At 63.0% G+C, this 21,403-nt stretch carries 13 protein-coding genes; 7 read left to right on the forward strand and 6 right to left on the reverse strand.

From position 1 onward, the window contains the following. Positions 1 to 51 precede the first annotated feature (51 nt). Positions 52 to 2,436 carry a sensor domain-containing diguanylate cyclase gene (locus BLP99_RS01355; protein WP_092179552.1) on the forward strand — a complete coding sequence of 795 codons (2,385 nt, stop codon included), beginning with the start codon at positions 52 to 54 and terminating at the stop codon, positions 2,434 to 2,436. Positions 2,437 to 2,500: 64 nt separating this feature from the next. Here BLP99_RS01355 and dacB read toward each other — a convergent pair whose 3' ends face one another. Then, complete coding sequence (gene dacB / locus BLP99_RS01360; protein WP_072389093.1) at positions 2,501 to 3,967, reverse strand: D-alanyl-D-alanine carboxypeptidase/D-alanyl-D-alanine endopeptidase; 1,467 nt, start codon at positions 3,965 to 3,967, stop codon at positions 2,501 to 2,503. A gap of 232 nt (positions 3,968 to 4,199) precedes the next feature. On the opposite strand from dacB, the gene BLP99_RS01365 reads away from it, so the two are divergent. Continuing rightward, positions 4,200 to 4,544, forward strand: coding sequence for a YggL family protein (locus BLP99_RS01365; protein WP_072389090.1), 345 nt, complete (start codon positions 4,200 to 4,202; stop codon positions 4,542 to 4,544). Between the two features lie 87 nt (positions 4,545 to 4,631). On the opposite strand, the gene BLP99_RS01370 is transcribed toward BLP99_RS01365, so the two are convergent. Continuing rightward, positions 4,632 to 5,822, reverse strand: a complete 1,191-nt coding sequence (locus BLP99_RS01370; protein ID WP_072389088.1) for a benzoate/H(+) symporter BenE family transporter — start codon at positions 5,820 to 5,822, stop codon at positions 4,632 to 4,634. Positions 5,823 to 6,184: 362 nt separating this feature from the next. Between BLP99_RS01370 and BLP99_RS01375 the strand changes: the two genes are divergently transcribed. Then, a complete protein-coding gene (locus tag BLP99_RS01375; protein ID WP_003183531.1) occupies positions 6,185 to 6,949 on the forward strand; it encodes a GntR family transcriptional regulator in 765 nt (254 codons plus the stop codon). Between the two features lie 130 nt (positions 6,950 to 7,079). On the opposite strand, the gene guaD is transcribed toward BLP99_RS01375, so the two are convergent. The 4 genes from guaD to xdhA all read right to left on the reverse strand — a co-directional run bounded on the left by guaD (position 7,080) and on the right by xdhA (position 13,201). Next, a complete protein-coding gene (gene guaD, locus BLP99_RS01380) occupies positions 7,080 to 8,384 on the reverse strand; it encodes a guanine deaminase (RefSeq protein WP_072389086.1) in 1,305 nt (434 codons plus the stop codon). Positions 8,385 to 8,402: 18 nt separating this feature from the next. Beyond that, positions 8,403 to 9,233, reverse strand: a complete 831-nt coding sequence (gene xdhC / locus BLP99_RS01385) for a xanthine dehydrogenase accessory protein XdhC (protein ID WP_072458069.1) — start codon at positions 9,231 to 9,233, stop codon at positions 8,403 to 8,405. 121 nt (positions 9,234 to 9,354) lie between these two features. Continuing rightward, positions 9,355 to 11,754 (reverse strand): xanthine dehydrogenase molybdopterin binding subunit, encoded by a 2,400-nt coding sequence (gene xdhB, locus BLP99_RS01390; RefSeq protein WP_072430337.1) that lies wholly within the window; start codon positions 11,752 to 11,754, stop codon positions 9,355 to 9,357. After that, positions 11,747 to 13,201 carry a xanthine dehydrogenase small subunit gene (gene xdhA, locus BLP99_RS01395; protein WP_072389080.1) on the reverse strand — a complete coding sequence of 485 codons (1,455 nt, stop codon included), beginning with the start codon at positions 13,199 to 13,201 and terminating at the stop codon, positions 11,747 to 11,749. Before xdhA ends, xdhB begins: the two co-directional genes overlap by 8 nt. Before the next feature lie 389 nt (positions 13,202 to 13,590). On the opposite strand from xdhA, the gene BLP99_RS01400 reads away from it, so the two are divergent. From BLP99_RS01400 to ligA, 4 genes are all read left to right on the forward strand, one after another. After that, on the forward strand, positions 13,591 to 14,250 hold the full coding sequence (locus BLP99_RS01400; RefSeq protein ID WP_072389078.1) for a GntR family transcriptional regulator: 660 nt from the start codon (positions 13,591 to 13,593) through the stop codon (positions 14,248 to 14,250). A gap of 1 nt (position 14,251) precedes the next feature. Next, on the forward strand, positions 14,252 to 17,740 hold the full coding sequence (smc, locus tag BLP99_RS01405) for a chromosome segregation protein SMC (protein WP_072458068.1): 3,489 nt from the start codon (positions 14,252 to 14,254) through the stop codon (positions 17,738 to 17,740). 255 nt (positions 17,741 to 17,995) lie between these two features. Next, positions 17,996 to 18,838 carry a cell division protein ZipA gene (zipA, locus tag BLP99_RS01410; RefSeq protein ID WP_072389076.1) on the forward strand — a complete coding sequence of 281 codons (843 nt, stop codon included), beginning with the start codon at positions 17,996 to 17,998 and terminating at the stop codon, positions 18,836 to 18,838. A gap of 177 nt (positions 18,839 to 19,015) precedes the next feature. Continuing rightward, a complete protein-coding gene (gene ligA, locus BLP99_RS01415; RefSeq protein ID WP_072430340.1) occupies positions 19,016 to 21,379 on the forward strand; it encodes an NAD-dependent DNA ligase LigA in 2,364 nt (787 codons plus the stop codon). The last annotated feature ends 24 nt before the right edge of the window (positions 21,380 to 21,403 follow it).

Below are 21,403 nucleotides of genomic sequence, written 5' to 3' on the forward strand. Positions count from 1 at the left end.
CCTGTGGCCAGGGCTGTAACGATGCCTGCCCCCTTTCTTCGAGTTGGCGTTATGGCATTGCATCCGGTACGTCCCAGGATCCTGGGCTTTATCAGCGAAGATGTCTCGGCCTGGCTGGTGGCTTCACTGGTCTTCGTGGCGGGCACTTGCATGACCGGTTTGCTGACCTGGGCGATGACCAATCTGTTCAACCAGCAACTGCGCCAACGCTTCGAGCTGCAGGCCGAGGAACGGTTCAGCCGCATCGAGGAACGCTTCCAGGACCAGGAGCAGCGTCTCGATAGCCTCAGACGCTTCTTTGCCAATTCATCAGGCGTCTCCAGCGACGAATTCCACGGCTACGCCGAGGCGCTGTTGCGCCGTACCCAGGCTTTCGGCTGGGCGCCTCGGGTGACCGGGGCCGAGCGGCAGGCGTTCGAGCTTCAGGCGCGGGAGGAGGGGCTGGATGCGTTTTCCATTCGTGAGGCGGATGGTAGCGGCGGCTTGCGACCCGCTGCCGAACGGGGCGAGTACGTGCCTGTCCTGTACATCCAGAGCCAACCGTCCTTCGTCTCGCCATTGGGCCTGGATCTATTGTCTGACCCATCGCGTCGGGCGGTCCTTGAACAGGCGCGCCAGCGCGATGCCCTGGCGGTCTCGCAGCCCCTGGATCTGCTGGGAGGCGATCCGGCCTTCGCCCGTGGCGTCTTGCTGGTTGCCCCGGTGACCAGGGCAGCATCCAGGGAGCCGTTCGGTTACGTGGTGGCTGCCATCAGCATGCGCCGCCTGGTGGGTGACGGCTTGCCGGCGTCCAACCATGAAAACCTCTCCATGCGCGTCCTGGACCTGTCCGGCGATGTCCGGGAAGAAGTGCTGTTCGATTCCCCGGAGCCGCCCGGTGACAGCGATTTATCGGCGGTTCGCCTGTTGCGCCTTGGGGATCGAGACTATCGGGTAGAACTGCGGCCCAGCCGGATCTTCCTGTCGGCCAACCATTCCTCGGTATCGAGCCTGGTGGTGTTGGGCGGCCTGCTCAGTTTCCTGCTCAGCGCCCTGCTCTATGTATTGGTGAGCCAGCGGCAGCGGGCGCTGACGCTGGTGGAACAACGTACCCGGGAACTGCGTGCCCGAGAGCAGGAACTGCGCGGGACCCACAGCCAGCTGCGCGGTGTGCTGGATGCCGCGACCCAGGTGGCGATCATCGCCACGGACCTGCGAGGTGTCATCACCACGTTCAACGCCGGGGCCGAGCACATGCTGGGCTACCAGAGCAGCGAGGTCCTGCAGAGCATGACCCTCGAGAGCCTGCACGTTCCGCGTGAGCTCCAGGCGCGGGCGGCCCAACTCGCCTCGCGCTATGGCAAGCCGATACCCACCTGCCATGCGATGCTGCTGGAGAGCGGCGAGCGTGGCGGACAGCAGGCCCGGGAGTGGACCCTGGTGCGCCGCGACGGCAGCCACCTGACAGTGAACATGCTGGCCACGCCGATGCTTGACGACCAGGGGCTGTGGGTCGGCCACCTGGCGATCTGTATCGATATCACCGAGCGCAAGCGTGTCCATGAGGCACTGGCGGCCAGGGATATGCTGCTCAAAAAGCTCAGCGCCCACGTCCCCGGCGGTATCTACCAGTTCAAGATGGACTTCAACGGCCGCTTCAGCGTGATTTATGCCAGCGACGGGATCCGCGACATCTATGAGCTGGCGCCCGATGTGCTGGTCCAGAACGCGGAGGCGGTATTTTCACGCATCCATCCGTTGGACAGTGCCCGGGTCCGGGCTTCGATCCGCACCTCGGCCGATACCCTGAGCCCCTGGCGCGAAGAGTATCGGGTGCAACTGCCGCAGCGGGGGCTGCGTTGGGTACGCGGCGAGGCGACGCCCGAACAGTTGCCGGGCGGTGGCGTGCTCTGGCATGGCTACATCTCGGATATTTCCGATCTCAAGCGCGTGGAGGAGGAACTGCGGGCCCTGTCAGTGACCGATGCCCTGACCGGTATCCGCAACCGGCGTTATTTCCAGGAGCGCCTGACTTCGGAAATGACGCGGGTCGAACGCGGCTCCGGCGACCTCTCGGTCATCATGCTGGACATCGACCACTTCAAACGCATCAACGACCAGCACGGCCATGCTGTAGGCGATCGGGTGTTGCAGGCGGTCTGCCTGCGCATTACCCAGCGCCTGCGGCGTACCGACGTCTTCTGTCGCCTGGGTGGGGAAGAGTTCGTGGTGCTGTGTCCGGATACCGACGGTGAAAGCGCCCATGCGCTGGCCATCGGGTTGTGGGAAGGGCTGCGAAATGCGCCCATCGAGGATGTCGGTGTGATTACCGCCAGCTTCGGCATTGCCAGTTGGCGTGCCGGAGAAGGGGCGGATGCGTTGCTGTTGCGGGCCGACTCAGGGGTCTATGCGGCCAAGCAGGCCGGGCGGGATCGGGTCGAGGCACAACTGGAGTAGCGACTGTCGGAAGCCGCCGATCCAGTGGGGGCGAGCTGGCTCGCTCCCACTGTGGGTCGATGGGTTACAGCACCGAAGCCGTCTGTGGCAGTTTCGGCTGGCGGTACAGGTCCAGCAGCACCTGGTCCAGCACCGAGGACGCACCCCACGGCTTCGGATCGTTGAGGATCGCTACTACCGCCCAGGTATTGCCGTTGACGTCCCGGCTGTAGCCGGCGATGGCTCGAACGGTGTTCAGGGTGCCTGTCTTGACATGGGCCTCACCGGCCATGGCGGTGGTCTTGAGGCGCTTGCGCATGGTCCCGTCGGTGCCGACGATGGGCATCGAGCTGATGAACTCCGCCGAATACGGGCTGCGCCACGCCGCTTGCAGCATCGCTGCCATTTCCCGGGCGCTCACCCGTTCGGCGCGAGACAGCCCGGAACCGTTTTCCATCACCAGGTGCGGCGCGGTGATGCCTTTCTTGGCCAGCCATTGGCGCACCACGCGTTGCGCGGCCTTGGCGTCGTCACCGTCGGCTTCGTTGCGAAACTGCGCGCCCAGGCTCAGGAACAGTTGCTGGGCCATGGTGTTGTTACTGTATTTGTTGATGTCGCGGATGATTTCCGCCAGGTCCGGCGAGAACGCCCGGGCCAGTACCTTGGCATTGTTTGGCGTCGAGGCCAGGCGATCCTGGCCCTGGATGCTGCCACCCAGTTCTTTCCAGATCGCCCGCACCGCGCCGGCGGTGTAGGTGGCGTGATCCAGCAGCGACAGATAGGTCTGGGAGCTGCAACCGTCACCGAGTTGGCCGCTGACGGTCACGTTCACGCTGCCGTCCGCTTGCGGCACCGGGTTGTAGCGCACGTTGCCGGCGCACTGCTTGCCGTTGACGGCCTTGACCTGGTTATCGATACGGATGCTGGCGATGGGCGGTTCCACCGACACCAGCACCCGCCCGCCGTCATTGCGTGCCACGAAGCGCAGGGCCTTGAGGTTGACCAGCAAGGAGTCGGGCTTGACCAGGAAAGGCTTGTTCTCGTCGTTGCCGTCGTCGTTGAACTCGGGCAGTTGCGGCTGGATGAAGAAGCCGCGGTCCAGCACCAGGTCACCCGTGACCTGCTGCACACCGTTGGCCCGCAGGTCGCGCATCAGCAACCAGAGCTTTTCCATGTTCAGCTTGGGGTCACCGCCGCCCTTGAGGTACAGGTTGCCGTTGAGGATGCCGCCGTTGAGGGTGCCGTCGGTGTAGAACTCGGTTTTCCACTGATGGTTGGGGCCGAGCATTTCCAGCGCCGCGTAGGTGGTCACCAGCTTCATGGTGGAGGCAGGATTGACCGAAACGTCGGCGTTATAAAGGGTCGGCGTGCCAGGGCCGTTGAGCGGCACCAGTACCAGGGACAGGGCGTTGTCCTGCAGCTTGCTGGCCTTGAGGGCCTTTTGCACGTTGGGCGACAGGGCGGTATTGATGGTGGCGGCGCTGGTGTAGGCAGGAAGGGCCAGGGGAAGAAGAAGGCTGGCCAGAAGCAGTGGACGCAAAGACTTGATCATTTGAAATAAAACCCTGCGGGCGAGGGGGAAAAAACGAGGACATGAAAATTGAACGTCCTCAACGGTAATGAATGTGTCGGCATTATGCCCCAAGGCGTAGCGGCTTTGCCGTGCCCGAGTCCTTCCAGGCGCTATTTTTTTACCGACGGTAGGCGGTTGCGCCGATCAGTCGGGCAAACGGTGCTCCAAACTGGTAAAGTGCCGGCCGTTATTACTTATGAGGATTGTTTCAATGGCGACTAACCGTTCCCGGCGTCTGCGCAAAAAGCTTTGCGTGGATGAATTTCAAGAGCTGGGTTTCGAATTGAACCTGGATTTCAAAGAAGATCTGGCCGATGAGGCTATTGACGCTTTCCTCGACGCGTTCCTGAAAGAAGCCATGGAAGCCAATGGCCTGGGTTATGTGGGCGGCGACGACTACGGTCTGGTCTGCCTGCAGAAGCGCGGTTCGGTCAGCGAAGAGCAGCGCGCGGCTGTAGAAGCCTGGCTCAAGGCCCGTCCTGAGCTGACCAGCGTTGAAGTCAGCCCGCTGATCGACGTGTGGTACCCGGAAAAGCAGATCAACCCGGTCGCTTGATGTTCCGAAACCGGCAACCCTCATGGGTGCCGGTTTTTTTGCGCCTGTCGGTTGGAGCGATCGTTCCCACGCTGAGCGTGGGGGCGATCAATCCTTGCTCCAGTTCAGGATGAGCAACGTCGACACCCCCGCCACGATCCCCCAGAATGCCGAACCAATGGAGAACAGCGTCAGCCCCGACGCCGTGACCATGAAGGTGATCAGCGCCGCTTCCCGTTCCCTGGCTTCGCTCATGGCGATGCTCAAGCCATTGATGATCGAGCCGAACAGCGCCAGCGCCGCGATGGACAGCACCAGTTCCTTGGGCAGTGCCGCGAACAACGCCGCTAGCGTTGCGCCGAACACGCCGGCGATTGCGTAGAAAACCCCGCACCAGACGGCCGCCGTGTAGCGTTTGTTGCGATCCTCATGGGCGTGGGGCCCGGTGCAGATGGCAGCGCTAATGGCCGCCAGGTTGATGCCATGGGAGCCGAAGGGCGCCAGCAGCAGGGAGGCGATGCCCGTGCTGGTGATCAGCGGCGAGGCCGGCACGTTGTAGCCGTCGGCTCGCAGCACGGCGATGCCCGGCATGTTCTGCGAAGTCATCGCCACCACGAACAGCGGAATGCCGATGCTGATGGTGGCTGCCAGGGAAAAGTGCGGCGTGGTCCAGACCGGAGTCGCGACTTCCAGGGCGAAACCGCTGAAGTCCAGCAGGTCCATCACGCTCGCCAGCGCGGTACCGATCAACAGCGCTGCCAGCACGGCGTAGCGAGGCGACACGCGCTTGACCACCAGGTAGGTGAAGAACATCCCCAGCACCAGGCCGGTGCGATGCTGGGCGGCGACGAAAATCTCGCTGCCGATCTTGAACAGGATGCCCGCCAGCAGCGCCGCCGCCAGCGAGGCCGGAATGCGCTTGACCAGGCGTTCGAAGCTGCCGGTCAGGCCGCAGATCGTCACCAGCACTGCACAGGTGATATAGGCGCCGATGGCCTCGCCGTAACTCACACCGCCCAGGCTGGTGATCAACAGCGCCGCGCCGGGTGTCGACCAGGCGATGGTGATCGGTGTGCGATAGCGCAACGACAGCCCGATGGAGCACACCGCCATGCCAATGGAAATCGCCCAGATCCACGAGGAAATCTGCCCGCTGGTCAGCCCGGCCGCCTGCCCGGCCTGGAACATCAGCACCAGGGAACTGGTGTAGCCGGTCATCATGGCAATGAACCCGGCGACGATGGCCGAGAGGGAGGTGTCGGCCAAGGGGCGAAGTGGCGTAGTCGTGACTTCGGTCATGGTGCGGGATGATCCTGATTGGTAGAACAGCTAGAGCCTGACTGTGTGGCGAGAGGATTGATCCCCGATGAACTGCATGGCGGTCCTGGAAAGTCTCGTTGCAACAAGGCTGGTATGGCTGAGACCGCCCGCTTTGCGACCCGGCGGGGATCAATCCCCTCGCCACAGATTTTGTGGTTTAAGCCTAAACTCAACGCAGTTGTCGATTGCAATACAGCCATGCCTGCAAACAGCCGTACAGTCGTGTTGCCATCAGAGGTTGTGTACAATCGAGCTGTTTTTTACACGATACTTGCCAGCGACCCGCTGTGCCGTATTACAGTCACGGTCAATTCGCCGCAGTTCTCCCGACCCGAGTGCCCATGAACGAACAGTTGCAACCCCTCAAGAAACAACCGCGAGCAGGTAAAGCCGGCCGCAGCGGAACCCAGGACGATATTGTCTATGCACATATCTTCGAGGCCATCCTCGAACAACGCCTGGCGCCCGGTACCAAGTTGAGCGAAGAGGCACTGGGGGAAATTTTCGGAGTCAGCCGCACGATCATCCGGCGCGCGCTGTCTCGCCTGGCCCATGAAGGGGTGGTGCTGCTGCGACCCAATCGGGGCGCCGTGGTGGCCAGCCCGAGTGTCGAGGAGGCTCGCCAGGTGTTCATGGCCCGGCGCCTCGTGGAACGGGCCATCACCGAATTGGCGGTGCAGCACGCCACCGCCGAGCAACTGGCCGAACTGCGGCAGATGGTCAGCGACGAGCGCGACAGTTTTTCCCGTGGCGACCGTGGCGCCGGCATTCGCCTGTCGGGCGAGTTCCACCTCAAGCTGGCCGAAGCGGCGAAGAACGCGCCATTGATCAGCTTCCAGCGCAGCCTGGTGTCCCAGACGTCCCTGATCATCGCCCAATACGAAAGCGGCAACCGTTCCCACTGTTCCTATGACGAACACACCCAGCTGATCGACGCCATCGAGGCCCGGGACGCCACGCTGGCGGTTGACCTGATGATGCACCACATGGATCACATCGACAGCAAGCTCAACCTCGACGAAGAAAGCGCGTCGGATGATTTGCATGCGGTGTTCTCGCATCTGCTGCAGAGCAAGAAGCCTGGGCGGTCGACGGCCAAGCTCTGATGGGGTGAGCCAGTTATTCCGAGTCGCCTTCATCGCCAGCTGGCTCGCTTCCACAGTGGATTTGTGTTGTTCACATAATCCCTGCGGGAGCGGGCCTGCTCGCGATAGCGTTCCGACAGGCGCCGAGATTCTAGCGCTGATGCACCAATTTACCGGCCGCATAGGTCTGCGCCACCGTCCGGTCATCCCCCAGCGTCATCAATACGAACAACCGCTCGGCAATGTCCTTGGCCTGCTTGAGGCGATAGCTCAGCAGCGGCGTGGCGTTGTAGTCCAGCACCAGGAAGTCCGCATCCGTACCCGGTTGCAAGGTCCCGATCCGATCCTCCAGGCGCAAGGCCCGGGCGCCGCCCAGGGTGGCCAGGTAGAGTGACTTGAACGGGCTCAGCCTGGCGCCCTGCAACTGCATCACCTTGTAGGCTTCGTTCAGGGTCTGCAGCAGCGAAAAGCTGGTACCGCCACCGACGTCCGTGCCCAGCCCCACATTCACCTTATGCTTCTCGGCCATGGGCAGGTTGAACAGTCCGCTGCCGAGGAACAGGTTCGAAGTCGGGCAGAAGGCTATGGCCGAACCGGTCTCGGCCAGGCGCGCGCATTCGTCGTCGCACAGGTGCACGCCATGGGCCAGTACCGAGCGCTGGCCGAGCAACTGGTAGTGGTCGTAGACGTCCAGATAGCCCTTTCGCTCGGGAAACAGGGACTTGACCCACTGCACTTCCTGCAGGTTTTCACTGATGTGGGTCTGCATGTAGAGATCGGGATATTCCCTCAGCAATTGACCGGCCAGGGCCAGTTGTTCCGGTGTGCTGGTGGGGGCGAAGCGCGGTGTCACGGCGTAGTGCAGGCGACCCTTGCCATGCCAGCGCTCGATCAGCGCCTTGCTCTGGGTGTAGCTGGATTCGGCCGTATCGACCAGGTAGTCCGGGGCATTGCGGTCCATCATCACTTTGCCGGCGATCATCCGCAGGTCGAGTTTCTGGGCCACTTCGAAGAACGCGTTCACCGATTGCGGGTGCACGCTGCCGAACACCAGCGCCGTGGTGGTGCCGTTGCGCAGCAGTTCCTTGACGAAAATATCCGCCACCGCGTCGGCGTGGGCCTTGTCGGCGAACTGGCTCTCGCAGGGAAAGGTGTAGGTGTCCAGCCAGTCCAGCAACTGTTCGCCATAGGCGCCCACCATGCCGGTCTGGGGCAGATGGATATGGGTATCGATGAAGCCAGGAGTGATCAGCGCATCCTGGTGATGGACGATCTCGATGTCGGCGGCCAGTGTGGGCAGCAGGTCGCAGGCGGGGCCGATGGCGCTGATCTGGCCATTCTCCACCACCAGCAGGCCGTCTTCGAAGTATTCGTAGGACGCTTCGATCCCGGCTTCGGCAGGATCGGCGAGACTGTGGAGCAGGGCGGCACGGTAGGCTTTGCGAGTCAGGGGCATGGGAACTCTCGGAAATGGTCAGCTGCGACGCGAGGCCGGCAGCAGTTTGGCAATGGGCTCGGCGCGGCGGGTCTGCTGGCCGAAATTCGCGTTATAGGTGGCGATGATTTCGCCGGCGATGGAGATGGCGATTTCCACAGGCAGCTTGCCTTTGACTTCGCCAATGCCCATCGGGCAGCGCATGCGCTGCAAGGCGCCGCTGTCGAAGCCGCGGTCGCGCAGGCGGTGTTCGAACCTGACCCGTTTGGTCTTCGAACCGATCAGGCCGAAATAGGCGAAGTCATTGCGCTTGAGGATCGCGGCGCTCAGCTCCAGGTCCAGCTGATGGGTATGGGTCATGACGATGCAGTAGCTGCCGGGCGGCAGTGCGTCGACTTCATCCAACGGATCTTCGCTGACGATCCTGCGCACGCCGTGGGGCAGTTGTTCAGGAAATTCCGTCTCCCGCGAGTCGATCCAGCGCACCTTGCAAGGCAGGCTCGCCAGCAGCGGCACCAGCGCGCGACCGACATGACCGGCGCCGAACACTGCGATCTGTGCCTGCACCTGGCCCATGGGTTCGAACAGCAGCACCGTGACGCCACCGCAGCACTGGCCCAGGCTGGCGCCGAGGCTGAAACGCTCCAGATGGGTGTCCTGCTGGCCGCTGGCGAGCATTTGCCGGGCGATCTCCATGGCCTTGTATTCCAGGTGCCCGCCACCGATGGTGTCGAAGGTCTGGCTGGCGCTGATGACCATCTTCGAGCCGGCATTGCGCGGTGTGGAACCCAGTTCTTCGATGATCGTCACCAGCACGCAGGGTTCACCGCGGGTCTGCAGGTCGGCGAGGGCGCTGATCCAGTTGTACATATTCACCTCGATATCTCTTTTGTCTGTTCCGGCCTCATCGCGAGCAAGCTCGCTCCCACATTGGGACGGTGTCCGCAGTCCCTTGTGGGAGCGAGCTTGCTCGCGATAGCCGCGCCGCGGTCTAGAGCGAAGCCACTTCGACTTCAGCTTCCTCAGTCCTGACCGCTTTCAACCCTCGCATCTGCTCACACCCCCACAACACCCGCTCCGGCGTCGCCGGCGCATCGATTTTCGGTTGGTGCCTGTAATCCCCCAGGCTCGCCACGGCGTCCTTGATGGCGCACCATGCGGCGATGCCGAGCATGAAGGGCGGCTCGCCAACGGCCTTGGAATGGAACACCGTGTCTTCCGGGTTCTTGCGGTTCTCCACCAGCCTGACCCGCAGGTCCAGGGGCATGTCGGCCACGGCCGGGATCTTGTAGCTGGCCGGGCCATTGGTCATCAGCTTGCCCTTGTCGTTCCACACCAGCTCTTCCATGGTCAGCCAGCCCATGCCCTGGATGAAGCCACCCTCGACCTGGCCGATATCGATCGCCGGGTTCAACGAGGCGCCGACGTCGTGGAGGATGTCGGTGCGCAGCATCTTGTATTCGCCAGTCAGGGTATCGACGATGACCTCGGCGCAGGCCGCGCCATAGGCGTAGTAGTAGAACGGCCGGCCACGGGCCTGGCTGCGGTCGTAGTAGATCTTCGGAGTCTTGTAGAAACCGGTGCTGGACAGCGAGACCTGGGCGAAATAGGCCTGTTGCACCAACGCCTCGAACGTCAGGATGTGATCGCGCACCCGAACATGGCCGTTTTTGAATTCCACGTCTTCTTCGCTGACCTTGTACTGCCGCGCAGCGAACTCCACCAGGCGCCGCTTGATGGTTTCGGCGGCGTTCTGCGCGGCCTTGCCGTTCAGGTCGGCGCCGCTGCTGGCGGCGGTGGGCGAGGTGTTGGGCACTTTGTCGGTATTGGTCGCGGTGATCTGCACCCGGTCCATTTCCACCTGGAACACTTCGGCCACCACCTGGGCGACCTTGGTGTTGAGGCCCTGGCCCATTTCGGTGCCACCATGATTAAGGTGGATGCTGCCATCGGTGTAGATGTGGATCAGCGCGCCGGCCTGGTTGAGGAAACTGGCGGTGAACGAAATGCCGAATTTCACCGGGGTCAGCGCCAGGCCTTTTTTCAGGATCGGGCTGTTGGCGTTGTAGCGGCGGATCGCCTCGCGGCGTTCGGCGTACTGGCTGCTTTGCTCAAGCTCGGCGGTCATTTCCTCGAGCATGTTGTGCTCGACGGTCTGGTAGTAGTGGGTGACGTTGCGCTCGGTCTTGCCGTAGTAGTTGGCCTTGCGCACGGCCAGCGGGTCCAGGCCCAGGTGTCGGGCGATGGCGTCCATGACTTCCTCGATGGCGACCATGCCCTGGGGGCCGCCGAAGCCGCGATAGGCGGTGTTCGAGGCGATATTGGTCTTGCAGCGATGGCCGTTGATGGTCGCATCGCCCAGGTAATAGGCGTTATCGGCGTGGAACATCGCACGGTCGACGATAGAGGCGGACAGGTCCGGCGAACAGCCGCAATTGCCGGCCAGTTCGAGGGCGATGCCGTGCAGGCGCCCGGTGCTGTCGAAGCCGACGTCGTATTCGATGTAGAAGGGGTGGCGCTTGCCGGTCATCAGCATGTCTTCGACCCGGGGCAGGCGCATCTTGGTCGGCTGGCCAGTGAGATGGGCGATGACCGCGCACAGGCAGGCCGGGCTGGCGGCCTGGGTTTCCTTGCCGCCGAACCCACCGCCCATGCGGCGCATGTCCACCACGACTTTGTTCATCGAAACCCCCAGCACTTCGGCCACCAGTTTCTGCACTTCGGTGGGGTTCTGGGTCGAGCAATAGACGAGCATGCCGCCATCTTCGGTGGGCATCACCGAGGAAATCTGGGTTTCCAGGTAGAAATGTTCCTGGCCGCCGATGTGCAGCGTGCCCTGGATACGGTGTTCGGCACCGGCCAGGGCGGCGGCCGAATCACCGCGCCGATGGGTGTGGCTGTCGAGCACGAAGTGACGCTTGCGCAGGGCTTCGACCACGTCGAGCACCGGCTCCAGGTCTTCATATTCGACGATGGCCGCCATCGCCGCCTTGCGCGCGGTTTCCAGGTCCCGGGCGGCCACGGCCAGCACGGGCTGGCCGACGAACTGCACATCATCGATGGCCAGCAGTGGATCGCCGGGCAGCAACGGTCCGATGTCCTTCAGGCCCGGTATATCCGCATGGGTAATGGCGATGCGCACCCCGTCGAAGGCATAGCACGGCGTGGTGTCGATGCGCAGGATCCGGGCGTGGGCGCGGTCCGACAGCCGGGCATAGACGTGCAACTGGTTGGGAAACTCCAGGCGGTCATCGATGTACTGGGCTTCACCAGACACATGCTTGGCGGCGCTGTCGTGCTTGACGCTGCGGCCCACGCCAGTGGTGAGGTCGCGGGCGAACAGTTCGGCCAGTTCGGCTTGGGTCTTTTCTGCGGCGTGATGGTTAGACATAAGCGGTCACCCGAGTCTCGATGTGCGGCGTTTGCAGTTCGATGAAGTATTTGCGCAGCAGGTTGCGGGCGCCGAGCAAGCGGTACTCCTTGCTGGCGCGGAAGTCCGACAGCGGCGTGAAATCCTCGCCCAGGGCCGCGCAGGCACGCTCGACAGTGCTGTCGTTCCATGCAGAGCCGATCAGGGCCGCCTCACAATGCTTGGCGCGCTTGGGCGTCGCGGCCATGCCGCCGAACGCTACGCGGGCGTCGCGCACCACGCCGTTGTCGATCCGCAGGTTGAATGCCGCGCACACGGCGGAAATGTCATCGTCCAGGCGCTTGGAAACCTTGTAGGCGCGAAATGCCTGCTCGGCGCTGGCCCTCGGCACGATGATCTTCTCGATGAATTCGCTTTCCTGGCGAGCCGTGACCCGGTAATCGATGAAATAGTCCTCCAGGGCCAGTGTGCGGCGCACCTGCCCCTTGCACAGTACGATCTGCGCGCCGAGGGCGATCAGCAGGGGCGGGGAGTCGCCGATGGGCGAGGCGTTGCCGATGTTGCCGCCCAGGGTGCCCTGGTTGCGGATCTGCAGCGAGGCGAAGCGCTGCAGCAATTCACCGAAGTCGGGGTATTCGGCCTGCAAGGCCTCGTAGCAATCGGAGAGCGCGGTAGCGGCGCCGATCTCCAGGCGGTCGTCGAAGCGCTCGATGCGCTTGAGTTCGGCCACGTTTCCCACATAGATCATCACCGGCAGGGTACGGTGGAACTGGGTGACTTCCAGGGCCAGGTCCGTGCCGCCGGCCAGCAGGCGCGCCTGGGGATACGCGTCGTAGAGTTCGGCCAGGTCGGCGACCGTCAGCGGCACCAGGCAGCGCTTGTCGCCGCTGTTGAGTTCGCCGGTCTCCTTGGGCGCAATGGCCTTGAGACGAGCGATGGTCTGGGCTTCACGAGCGTCGAACTGGTCCGTTTGCTTGCCGCAGCAGGCCTGGTCGGCGGCAGCCAGGATCGGCCGGTAGCCGGTGCAGCGACACAGGTTGCCGGCCAGGGCCTCGTGGGCCTTGTGCGCGTCGGGCTGTTCGCTGTTTTTCTGCAGGGCAAACAGCGACATGACGAAGCCGGGGGTACAGAAGCCGCATTGCGAGCCGTGACAATCGACCATGGCCTGCTGGACGCTGTGCAACCGGCCCTGGTGCTTGAGGTCTTCGACGCTGATCAGTTGCTTGCCGTGCAGGGACGAGACGAAGGTCAGGCATGAGTTGAGGCTGCGATAGCGCAGGCGCTCATGACCGGATTCATCTACGTGCAGTTCGCCCACCACCACGGTGCACGCACCACAGTCGCCGCTGGCGCAGCCTTCTTTGGTGCCGGACCGGCCGACATGCTCGCGCAGGTAATTGAGCACGGTCAGGTTCGGGTCCAGGCTGTGCTCGCTACGGAGTTCCTGGTTGAGTAAAAACTGGATCACGGAAGGCCTCGCAGATTCATTATTGTTGTATCGACGTGGGCCGAATTTATCAGTTCTGACTTTTCGGTCAACGATTTTCTGACTTTAAGGTCAGGAAAATTCGCTTTGTCGATGAACAACAGGTTTCGGGGTCGAACTTCGAGCGATGTCCTCTCTCCATCAGTTAAGCGCAAATCCTTGTGGGACGGGCTTGCTTGCTCGGATGCCGGCCTGCGCAAGGATCTGCGGCGGTCGGTCCACGTTCGCGGGCGAGCCCTGCTTGCGCAAAGGCCGGGCCCTTGAAAATTTGCTTATATCGTGCCAAAAACCCGGTGCAGGCCCTGCGCCATGACGTATCGAGTGCGGTACACTGCGCCGCTTGTGCAAATCGAAGAGTTTGAAGGACAACCATGACGTTCAAGGCCCCGGACAGCCTCGCGGAGCAAATCGCCCATCATCTCGCCGAGCGCATCATTCGCGGCGAAATGAGGCCGGGGGAGCGCATCCAGGAGCAGAAGGTCACGCTGGCGCTCAATGTCAGCCGCGGCTCGGTCCGCGAGGCCTTGCTGATCCTGGAACGGCGCCATCTGGTCGCGATCCTGCCGCGCCGTGGCGCCCATGTCACCGAACTCACCGAGCACAAGGTACGCAGCCTCTGCGCGCTGATGAGCGAGCTGTACATCCTGCTGGGCAACGCCGTGGCCCAGGGCTGGAAGGATCAGGCCGACATGGCGCCCTTCCTGGTGATCCAGCAGCGCCTCAAGGAGGCCTTCGTCCGACAGGACATCCGTACCTTCGTCGATGAAAGCTTCAGTGTGATGCGTGCCGCCTATCCTTTCGCCAACAATCCGTACCTGCAGGAAACCGTCGAGAACCTGCAGCCGGCCATGAGCCGTGCCTACTTCCTGGCCCTGGAACAGCGCAAGGCGGAAATGAGCGAGTTCCTCGATCTGTTCCAGCGCCTGCTCGTGGCCGTGCTGGCCCGTGACCTGCCGCAGATTCGCATCGTGCTGACGGCCTATGCCCAGCGCAGTTGCGATCTGGTGGTTTCTGCCCTGACGGCGGCCTGACGTGCGACTCAAGTGCATCAAGCTGGCGGGGTTCAAGTCCTTCGTCGACCCGACCACGGTGAACTTCCCCAGCAACATGGCGGCGGTGGTGGGGCCCAACGGTTGCGGCAAGTCCAATATCATCGACGCCGTCCGCTGGGTGATGGGCGAGAGCTCGGCCAAGAACCTGCGCGGCGAGTCGATGACCGACGTCATCTTCAACGGCTCGACCAGTCGCAAGCCGGTGAGCCAGGCAAGCATCGAGCTGGTGTTCGACAACTCCGACAGCACCCTGGTGGGCGAATATGCCGCCTATGCCGAGATCTCCATTCGGCGCAAGGTGACCCGGGACAGCCAGAACAGTTATTTCCTCAATGGTGCCAAGTGCCGGCGGCGCGATATCACCGATATCTTCCTGGGCACCGGCCTGGGGCCGCGCAGCTATTCGATCATCGAGCAGGGCATGATCTCCAAGCTGATCGAGGCCAAGCCCGAAGACCTGCGCAACTTCATCGAGGAAGCCGCGGGTATTTCCAAATACAAGGAGCGGCGGCGCGAGACTGAAAACCGTATCCGCCGCACCCACGAAAACCTTGCCCGCCTGACCGACTTGCGCGAAGAGCTCGATCGCCAGCTCGAACGGTTGCACCGCCAATCCGAAGCCGCCCGCAAGTACCAGGAATACAAGGGCGAGGAGCGCCAGCTCAAGGCCCAGCTCTCGGCCCTGCGGTGGCAGGCCCTGAATGAGCAGGTCGGCCAGCGCGAGTCGATCATCGGCAACCAGGAGGTCAGCTTCGAAGCCCTGGTGGCCGAGCAGCGCAACGCCGACGCGGCCATCGAGCGCCTGCGCGACGGGCATCACGAACTGTCCGAGCGCTTCAATCTGGTGCAGGGGCGCTTCTATTCGGTGGGCGGCGACATCGCCAGGGTCGAGCAGAGTATCCAGCACGGCCAGCAACGGCTGCGTCAGTTGCAGGATGACTTGAAGGAAGCCGAGCGGGCGCGGCTGGAAACCGAGTCTCACCTGGGGCACGACCGTACGTTGCTGCTGACCCTCGGCGAAGAGCTGGACCGACTCACCCCGGAACAGGAAGTTACCAGCGCCGCGGCCGAAGAGGCTGCCGCTGCCCTGGAGGAAGCCGAGCTGACCATGCATGGCTGGCAGGAGCAGTGGGACCGTTTCAACCTGACTTCCGCCGAACCGCGGCGCCAGGCCGAGGTGCAGCAGTCGCGCATCCAGCAATTGGAAACCAGCATGGAGCGCCTGGCCGAGCGCCAGCGGCGCCTGGCCGAAGAGCGCGCCCTGCTGGCGGCCGACCCGGAAGACGCGGCGATCCTGGACCTGAGCGAGCAGCTGGCGGCCAGCGAAGCCACCCTCGAAGACTTACAGGCCAGTGAAGACGCCCAGGTCGAACGCCTTGAACAGTTGCGCCAGGCCTTGCAGCAGGCCTTGCACAACCAGCAACAGGCCCAGGGCGAGTTGCAGCGACTCAATGGGCGTCTGGCCTCCCTGGAAGCCTTGCAGCAAGCCGCGCTCGACCCAGGCACCGGCACCGCCGAATGGCTGCGCGACCAGCATCTGGCCGAGCGTCCACGCTTGGCCGAAGGCCTGAAGGTCGACGCCGGTTGGGAACTGGCGGTGGAGACGGTGCTGGGTGCCGACCTGCAGGCGGTACTGGTGGACGATTTCGCCGGTTTCGACCTGTCGGGCTTTACCCAGGGCGACCTGCGGCTGCTCAGTCCGGCCGGTGACGGTGTGCGGATGCCGGGCAGCCTGTTGGACAAGGTCGAGGCCCAGGTCGATCTGTCGCCCTGGCTGGGCCAGGTCAAGCCCGTGGATAGCCTCGAACAGGCCTTGGCTTTGCGCGGACAACTGGCGACGGGTGAGAGCCTGATCAGCCGCGACGGCTATTGGGTTGGCCGACACTTCCTGCGGGTGCGCCGGGCCAGCGAAGCCGAGAGCGGCATGCTTGCCCGAGGCCAGGAGATCCAGCGCCTGGGGGCCGAACGCGAAGAGCGCGAAGCCAGCGTCGAGGCCCTGGAAAGCGAATTGCAGAACCTGCGGGCGCAGCAACGTCAGCAGGAAAATGGCCGTGAACACCTGCGTCGGCTGTTGCAGGACGAAGCGCGCCATCAGGGTGAGCTCAAGGCCGGGCTGTCGGCCGGCAAGGCCAAGGTCGAACAACTGGCCCTGCGTCGCACTCGTCTCGAAGAAGAGATCGCCGAGCTGGGCGAGCAACGGGCACTGGAACATGAACAGATCGGCGAGGCGCGCTTGCAACTGCAAGAGGCCCTCGATGCCATGGCTCTGGACACCGAGCAACGCGAACTGTTGCTGGCCCAGCGCGACAGCTTGCGCGAGCGCCTGGATCGGGTACGCCAGGAGGCTCGCCAGCACAAGGACCATGCCCATCAACTGGCGGTACGCCTGGGCTCGCTCCAGGCCCAGTACGATTCCACCCGTCAGGCTTTGGAGCGCCTGGAAATGCAATCCGAGCGCCTGACTGAAAAGCGCGAACAGCTGAGTCTCAACCTGGAGGAGGGGGAGGCACCGCTGGAGGAACTGCGGCTCAAGCTCGAAGAGCTGCTGGACAAGCGCATGAGCGTCGACGAAGAACTCAAGACTGCGCAGATCGCCCTGGAAGACGCCGACCGAGAGCTGCGTGACGCCGAGAAGCGGCGCAGCCAGGCCGAGCAGCAATCGCAACTGATCCGTGGCCAGATGGAGCAGCAACGCCTGGAGTGGCAGGCCCTGACAGTGCGCCGCAAGGCGTTGCAGGATCAGTTGCTCGAAGACGGTTACGACCTCAATGGTGTGCTCGCCACGCTGGTGCCCGGCGCCAACGAGAAAGACGCCGAGGAGGAGCTGGAGCGCATCGCCGCGCGCATCCAGCGCCTGGGCGCGATCAACCTGGCGGCGATCGACGAATACGAGCAGCAGTCCGAGCGCAAGCGTTACCTGGACGCCCAGGATGCCGACCTGGTGGAAGCGCTGGAGACCCTGGAAAACGTCATTCGCAAGATCGACAAGGAAACCCGAAATCGCTTCAAGGATACCTTTGATCAGATCAACAGCGGTTTGCAGGCACTTTTCCCGAAAGTTTTCGGTGGCGGCAGCGCGTATTTGGAACTGACGGGCGAAGATCTACTCGATACTGGGGTGACGATCATGGCGCGTCCACCGGGAAAGAAGAACAGCACCATCCATTTGCTCTCCGGCGGTGAAAAAGCGCTGACGGCCCTGGCCCTGGTATTTGCCATCTTCAAGTTGAATCCGGCGCCGTTCTGCATGCTCGACGAGGTCGATGCGCCGCTGGACGACGCGAACGTGGGTCGTTACGCGCGGCTGGTGAAGGAAATGTCCGAAACGGTGCAGTTCATCTACATCACCCACAACAAGATCGCCATGGAAATGGCCGACCAGTTGATGGGGGTGACGATGCATGAGCCCGGCTGTTCGCGTCTGGTGGCGGTGGATGTCGAGGAGGCCATGGCAATGGTGGATGCCTGAAGTGGCAAGCCGGACATCTTCCTGGAGGGCCGCGGGGCTTTTAACCGTTGAACGGTGCCGTGCAAATCACAGATTGGCACAAGCCTATGCGACAGACGGTGTAAAGTTATCTTTGGTCGTGCTAGTTTAATGTCAATTTTTCCTATGCGTGGGCAAAACGCCATTCAGAACATAGAGTTGGCGCCACGTTTTAAAGCGGTTTGCAAATAGCTAAGCCCCTTATTTTTCAGCATTTTTATAGAGGCACGGGATTACATGGAAATCGGTCTGCGCGAGTGGCTGATCGTCATCGGCATCATTGTCATTGCCGGTATTCTTTTCGACGGCTGGCGCCGGATGCGCGGCGGCAAGGGGAAGCTCAAGTTCCGCCTTGATCGCAGCCTGTCGAACCTGCCGGATGACGATGACAACACCGAGCTGCTGGGGCCGCCCCGGGTGCTGGACACCCACAAGGAGCCGCAGCTGGACGAGCATGACCTGCCTTCGGTCAGCGCACCCGCACGCGAACCACGGGAGTCGGGCTCCAAGCGCGGCAAGCGTAACAGTGAGCCGTCCCAGGGCGACCTGAACCTCAACCTCGACCTGGACGGTGGTCCGAGCTTCAGCAGCCGCGACGATTTCCCGGACGAAAGCAAGACTTCCGGCAGCGACAAGGACCAGGCCCAGGCAGAAGAAGTGCTGGTGATCAGCGTCATCTGCCGCGATCCGGGCGGCTTCAAGGGCCCGGCGCTGTTGCAGAACATCCTGGAAAGCGGCCTGCGCTTCGGCGAGATGGACATCTTCCACCGCCACGAAAGCATGGCTGGTAACGGCGAGGTCCTGTTTTCCATGGCCAACGCCGTCAAGCCTGGCGTGTTCGACCTGGACGACATCGATCACTTCAGCACCCCGGCGGTAAGTTTCTTCCTGGGCCTGCCGGGACCGCGTCATCCCAAACAGGCATTCGACGTGATGGTCGCGGCGGCCCGCAAGCTGTCCCAGGAACTCAACGGCGAATTGAAGGATGACCAACGCAGCGTGCTGACGGCCCAGACCATCGAACATTACCGTCAGCGCATCGTCGAATTCGAGCGCCGGGCATTGACCCAGAAGCGCTGAGGCTGCCAACTGGCGAGGCGCTTTTGTGGCGAGGGGATTTGGCGAAACGTCGCGCCGCCCCGCTGGGCTGCGAAGCAGCTCCCAAAATATTATGTTGCCGCAGGTTTTCCGCCGAGCGTTGCATGACTGATTGAAATGAGCAGCCTCGGCTGCTCTTTTGCTTTATGAGAGAACACCATGAATGCCGTCGAAACCCGCATCCTAGAGCTGCGTACCGAGCTGGATCAGCACAACTACCGTTACCATGTCCTCGATGAACCAACCATCCCGGACGCCGAGTACGATCGTCTGTTCCATGAACTCAAGGCCCTGGAAGAGCAGCATCCGGAACTGGTGACCAGCGACTCCCCGACCCAGCGTGTCGGCAGCGTCGCCCTGTCTGCGTTCAGCCAGGTCCGCCACGAGATTCCGATGCTCAGCCTGGGCAACGCCTTCGATGAAACCACCATGCGCGAGTTCGACCGCCGGGTGACCGAGGGGCTCGACCTGCCCATGGGCGATCTGCTGGGCGGCGGCGCGGCGGTGCAATACAGCTGCGAGCCGAAACTCGATGGCCTGGCGGTCAGCCTGTTGTACCAGGACGGCATGCTGGTACGCGGTGCCACCCGCGGTGACGGCACTACCGGCGAAGACATCAGTGTCAACGTGCGCACAGTGCGCAACATCCCCCTCAGGCTGCAGGGCAGCGGCTGGCCACCCGTGCTGGAAGTACGGGGCGAGGTGTACATGTCCAAGGCCGGCTTCGAACGGCTCAACGCCACGCAGCTGGAGGCGGGCGGCAAGACCTTCGCCAACCCGCGCAACGCGGCGGCCGGCAGCCTGCGGCAACTGGATTCCAGGATCACCGCCAACCGACCCCTGGAGTTCTGCTGCTACGGCATCGGCCAGGTGACAGCGGACATCGCCGATACCCACATCGGTAACCTCAAGCAACTCAAGGCCTGGGGCCTGCCCATCAGTCGCGAGCTGAAGCTTGCCCATGGCATCGATGAATGCCTGGACTACTACCGCGACATCGGTGAGCGGCGCAACGCACTGCCTTATGAAATCGACGGGGTGGTGTTCAAGGTCAACAGCATCGCTTCCCAGCGCGAGCTTGGCTTCCGCGCCCGTGAGCCACGCTGGGCCATTGCCCATAAATTCCCGGCCAGCGAAGAGCTCACCGAGCTGCTGGATGTCGAGTTCCAGGTGGGCCGCACCGGAGCGGTGACGCCCGTGGCACGGCTCAAGCCGGTCAAGGTGGCCGGCGTGACGGTGGCCAATGCCACGCTGCACAACATGGACGAAGTGGCGCGCCTGGGCCTGATGATCGGCGACACCGTGATCATCCGCCGTGCCGGGGATGTGATTCCACAAGTGGTGCAAGTGGTCACCGAACGTCGTCCGGATGACGCACGTCCCGTGGCGATCCCCCAGCAATGCCCGGTGTGCGGTTCCCACGTGGAGCGCACGCAATTGATCAGGCGCAGCAAGGGACGCGAGACCGTCAGCGAAGGCGCGGTGTATCGCTGCGTCGGGCGCCTGGCCTGTGGTGCGCAGCTCAAGCAGGCGATCATTCATTTCGTGTCGCGCCGGGCCATGGACATCGAAGGGCTGGGGGAGAAGAGTGTCGAGCAATTGGTGGACGAGGGCCTGGTGGGCTCGCCCGCCGATCTGTACGCCCTGACCTTCGAGCAAGTGGTGGACCTGGAAGGCTTCGCCGAGCTGTCCAGCAGGAACCTGCTGGCGGCCATCGCCGACAGCAAGAAGCCGAGCCTGGCGCGCTTCATCTATGCCCTGGGCATTCCGGATGTCGGCGAGGAAACCGCCAAGGTCCTGGCCCGCTCCCTGGGGTCGCTGGAGCGCGTTCAGGCAGCGTTGCCCCAGGTACTCACTTACCTGCCGGATGTAGGGCTGGAAGTCGCCCACGAGATCCACAGCTTCTTCGAAGACCCGCATAACCGCCAGGTGATCAAGGAACTGCTGCGCCACGGTCTGGATATCCAGGACCAGGGCGAACTGGGGGCGGAATTCTCGGCCAGCACCACCCTGGGTGGTTTCCTGGACAAGCTGGACATCCCTTCGGTCGGGCCCGGTGGGGCGCAGAAACTGGCGGACAGGTTCGGATCCCTCGAAGCGGTGATGGAGGCGGACTGGCTGGACATGCGCCAGACCCTGCCGGAGAAACAGGCCAATGCCGTTCGGGAATTCTTCGCCATCGCCGAAAATCGCCGGCAGGCCGAGGCCGCCGAAAAACAGCTGCGGGACTTCGGCATGCACTGGCAGAGCGAGAAGAAAGTCGTCGAAGGCTTGCCCGAAGCGGGGCATACCTGGGTGCTGACCGGCTCGTTGGAACTGATGAGTCGCGACGTCGCCAAGGACAAGCTCGAGAGCCTGGGTGCCAAGGTGGCCGGTTCCGTGTCAGCGAAAACCCATTGCGTGGTGGCTGGGCCGGGGGCAGGTTCGAAACTGGCCAAGGCGAACGAGTTGGGCATCGAGGTGCTGGACGAAGAGGCGTTCGTGGCTTTCCTGGGCAAGCATGGCATCGCCGTCCAGTCCTGAGCAGGCCTGTGGTGTGGAGCGGGG

Origin of the sequence: Pseudomonas sp. NFACC32-1 (assembly GCF_900101215.1) — a bacterium.
GTDB lineage: Bacteria > Pseudomonadota > Gammaproteobacteria > Pseudomonadales > Pseudomonadaceae > Aquipseudomonas.

Excerpts from the sequence above, each read along its gene's own strand:
- BLP99_RS01355 (WP_092179552.1), top strand. The coding sequence starts at position 52 with ATGGCATTGCATCCGGTACGTCCCAGGATCCTGGGCTTTATCAGCGAA.
- dacB (WP_072389093.1), bottom strand. The coding sequence starts at position 3,967 with ATGATCAAGTCTTTGCGTCCACTGCTTCTGGCCAGCCTTCTTCTTCCC.
- BLP99_RS01365 (WP_072389090.1), top strand. The coding sequence starts at position 4,200 with ATGGCGACTAACCGTTCCCGGCGTCTGCGCAAAAAGCTTTGCGTGGAT.
- BLP99_RS01370 (WP_072389088.1), bottom strand. The coding sequence starts at position 5,822 with ATGACCGAAGTCACGACTACGCCACTTCGCCCCTTGGCCGACACCTCC.
- BLP99_RS01375 (WP_003183531.1), top strand. The coding sequence starts at position 6,185 with ATGAACGAACAGTTGCAACCCCTCAAGAAACAACCGCGAGCAGGTAAA.
- guaD (WP_072389086.1), bottom strand. The coding sequence starts at position 8,384 with ATGCCCCTGACTCGCAAAGCCTACCGTGCCGCCCTGCTCCACAGTCTC.
- xdhC (WP_072458069.1), bottom strand. The coding sequence starts at position 9,233 with ATGTACAACTGGATCAGCGCCCTCGCCGACCTGCAGACCCGCGGTGAA.
- xdhB (WP_072430337.1), bottom strand. The coding sequence starts at position 11,754 with ATGTCTAACCATCACGCCGCAGAAAAGACCCAAGCCGAACTGGCCGAA.
- BLP99_RS01400 (WP_072389078.1), top strand. The coding sequence starts at position 13,591 with ATGACGTTCAAGGCCCCGGACAGCCTCGCGGAGCAAATCGCCCATCAT.
- zipA (WP_072389076.1), top strand. The coding sequence starts at position 17,996 with ATGGAAATCGGTCTGCGCGAGTGGCTGATCGTCATCGGCATCATTGTC.
- ligA (WP_072430340.1), top strand. The coding sequence starts at position 19,016 with ATGAATGCCGTCGAAACCCGCATCCTAGAGCTGCGTACCGAGCTGGAT.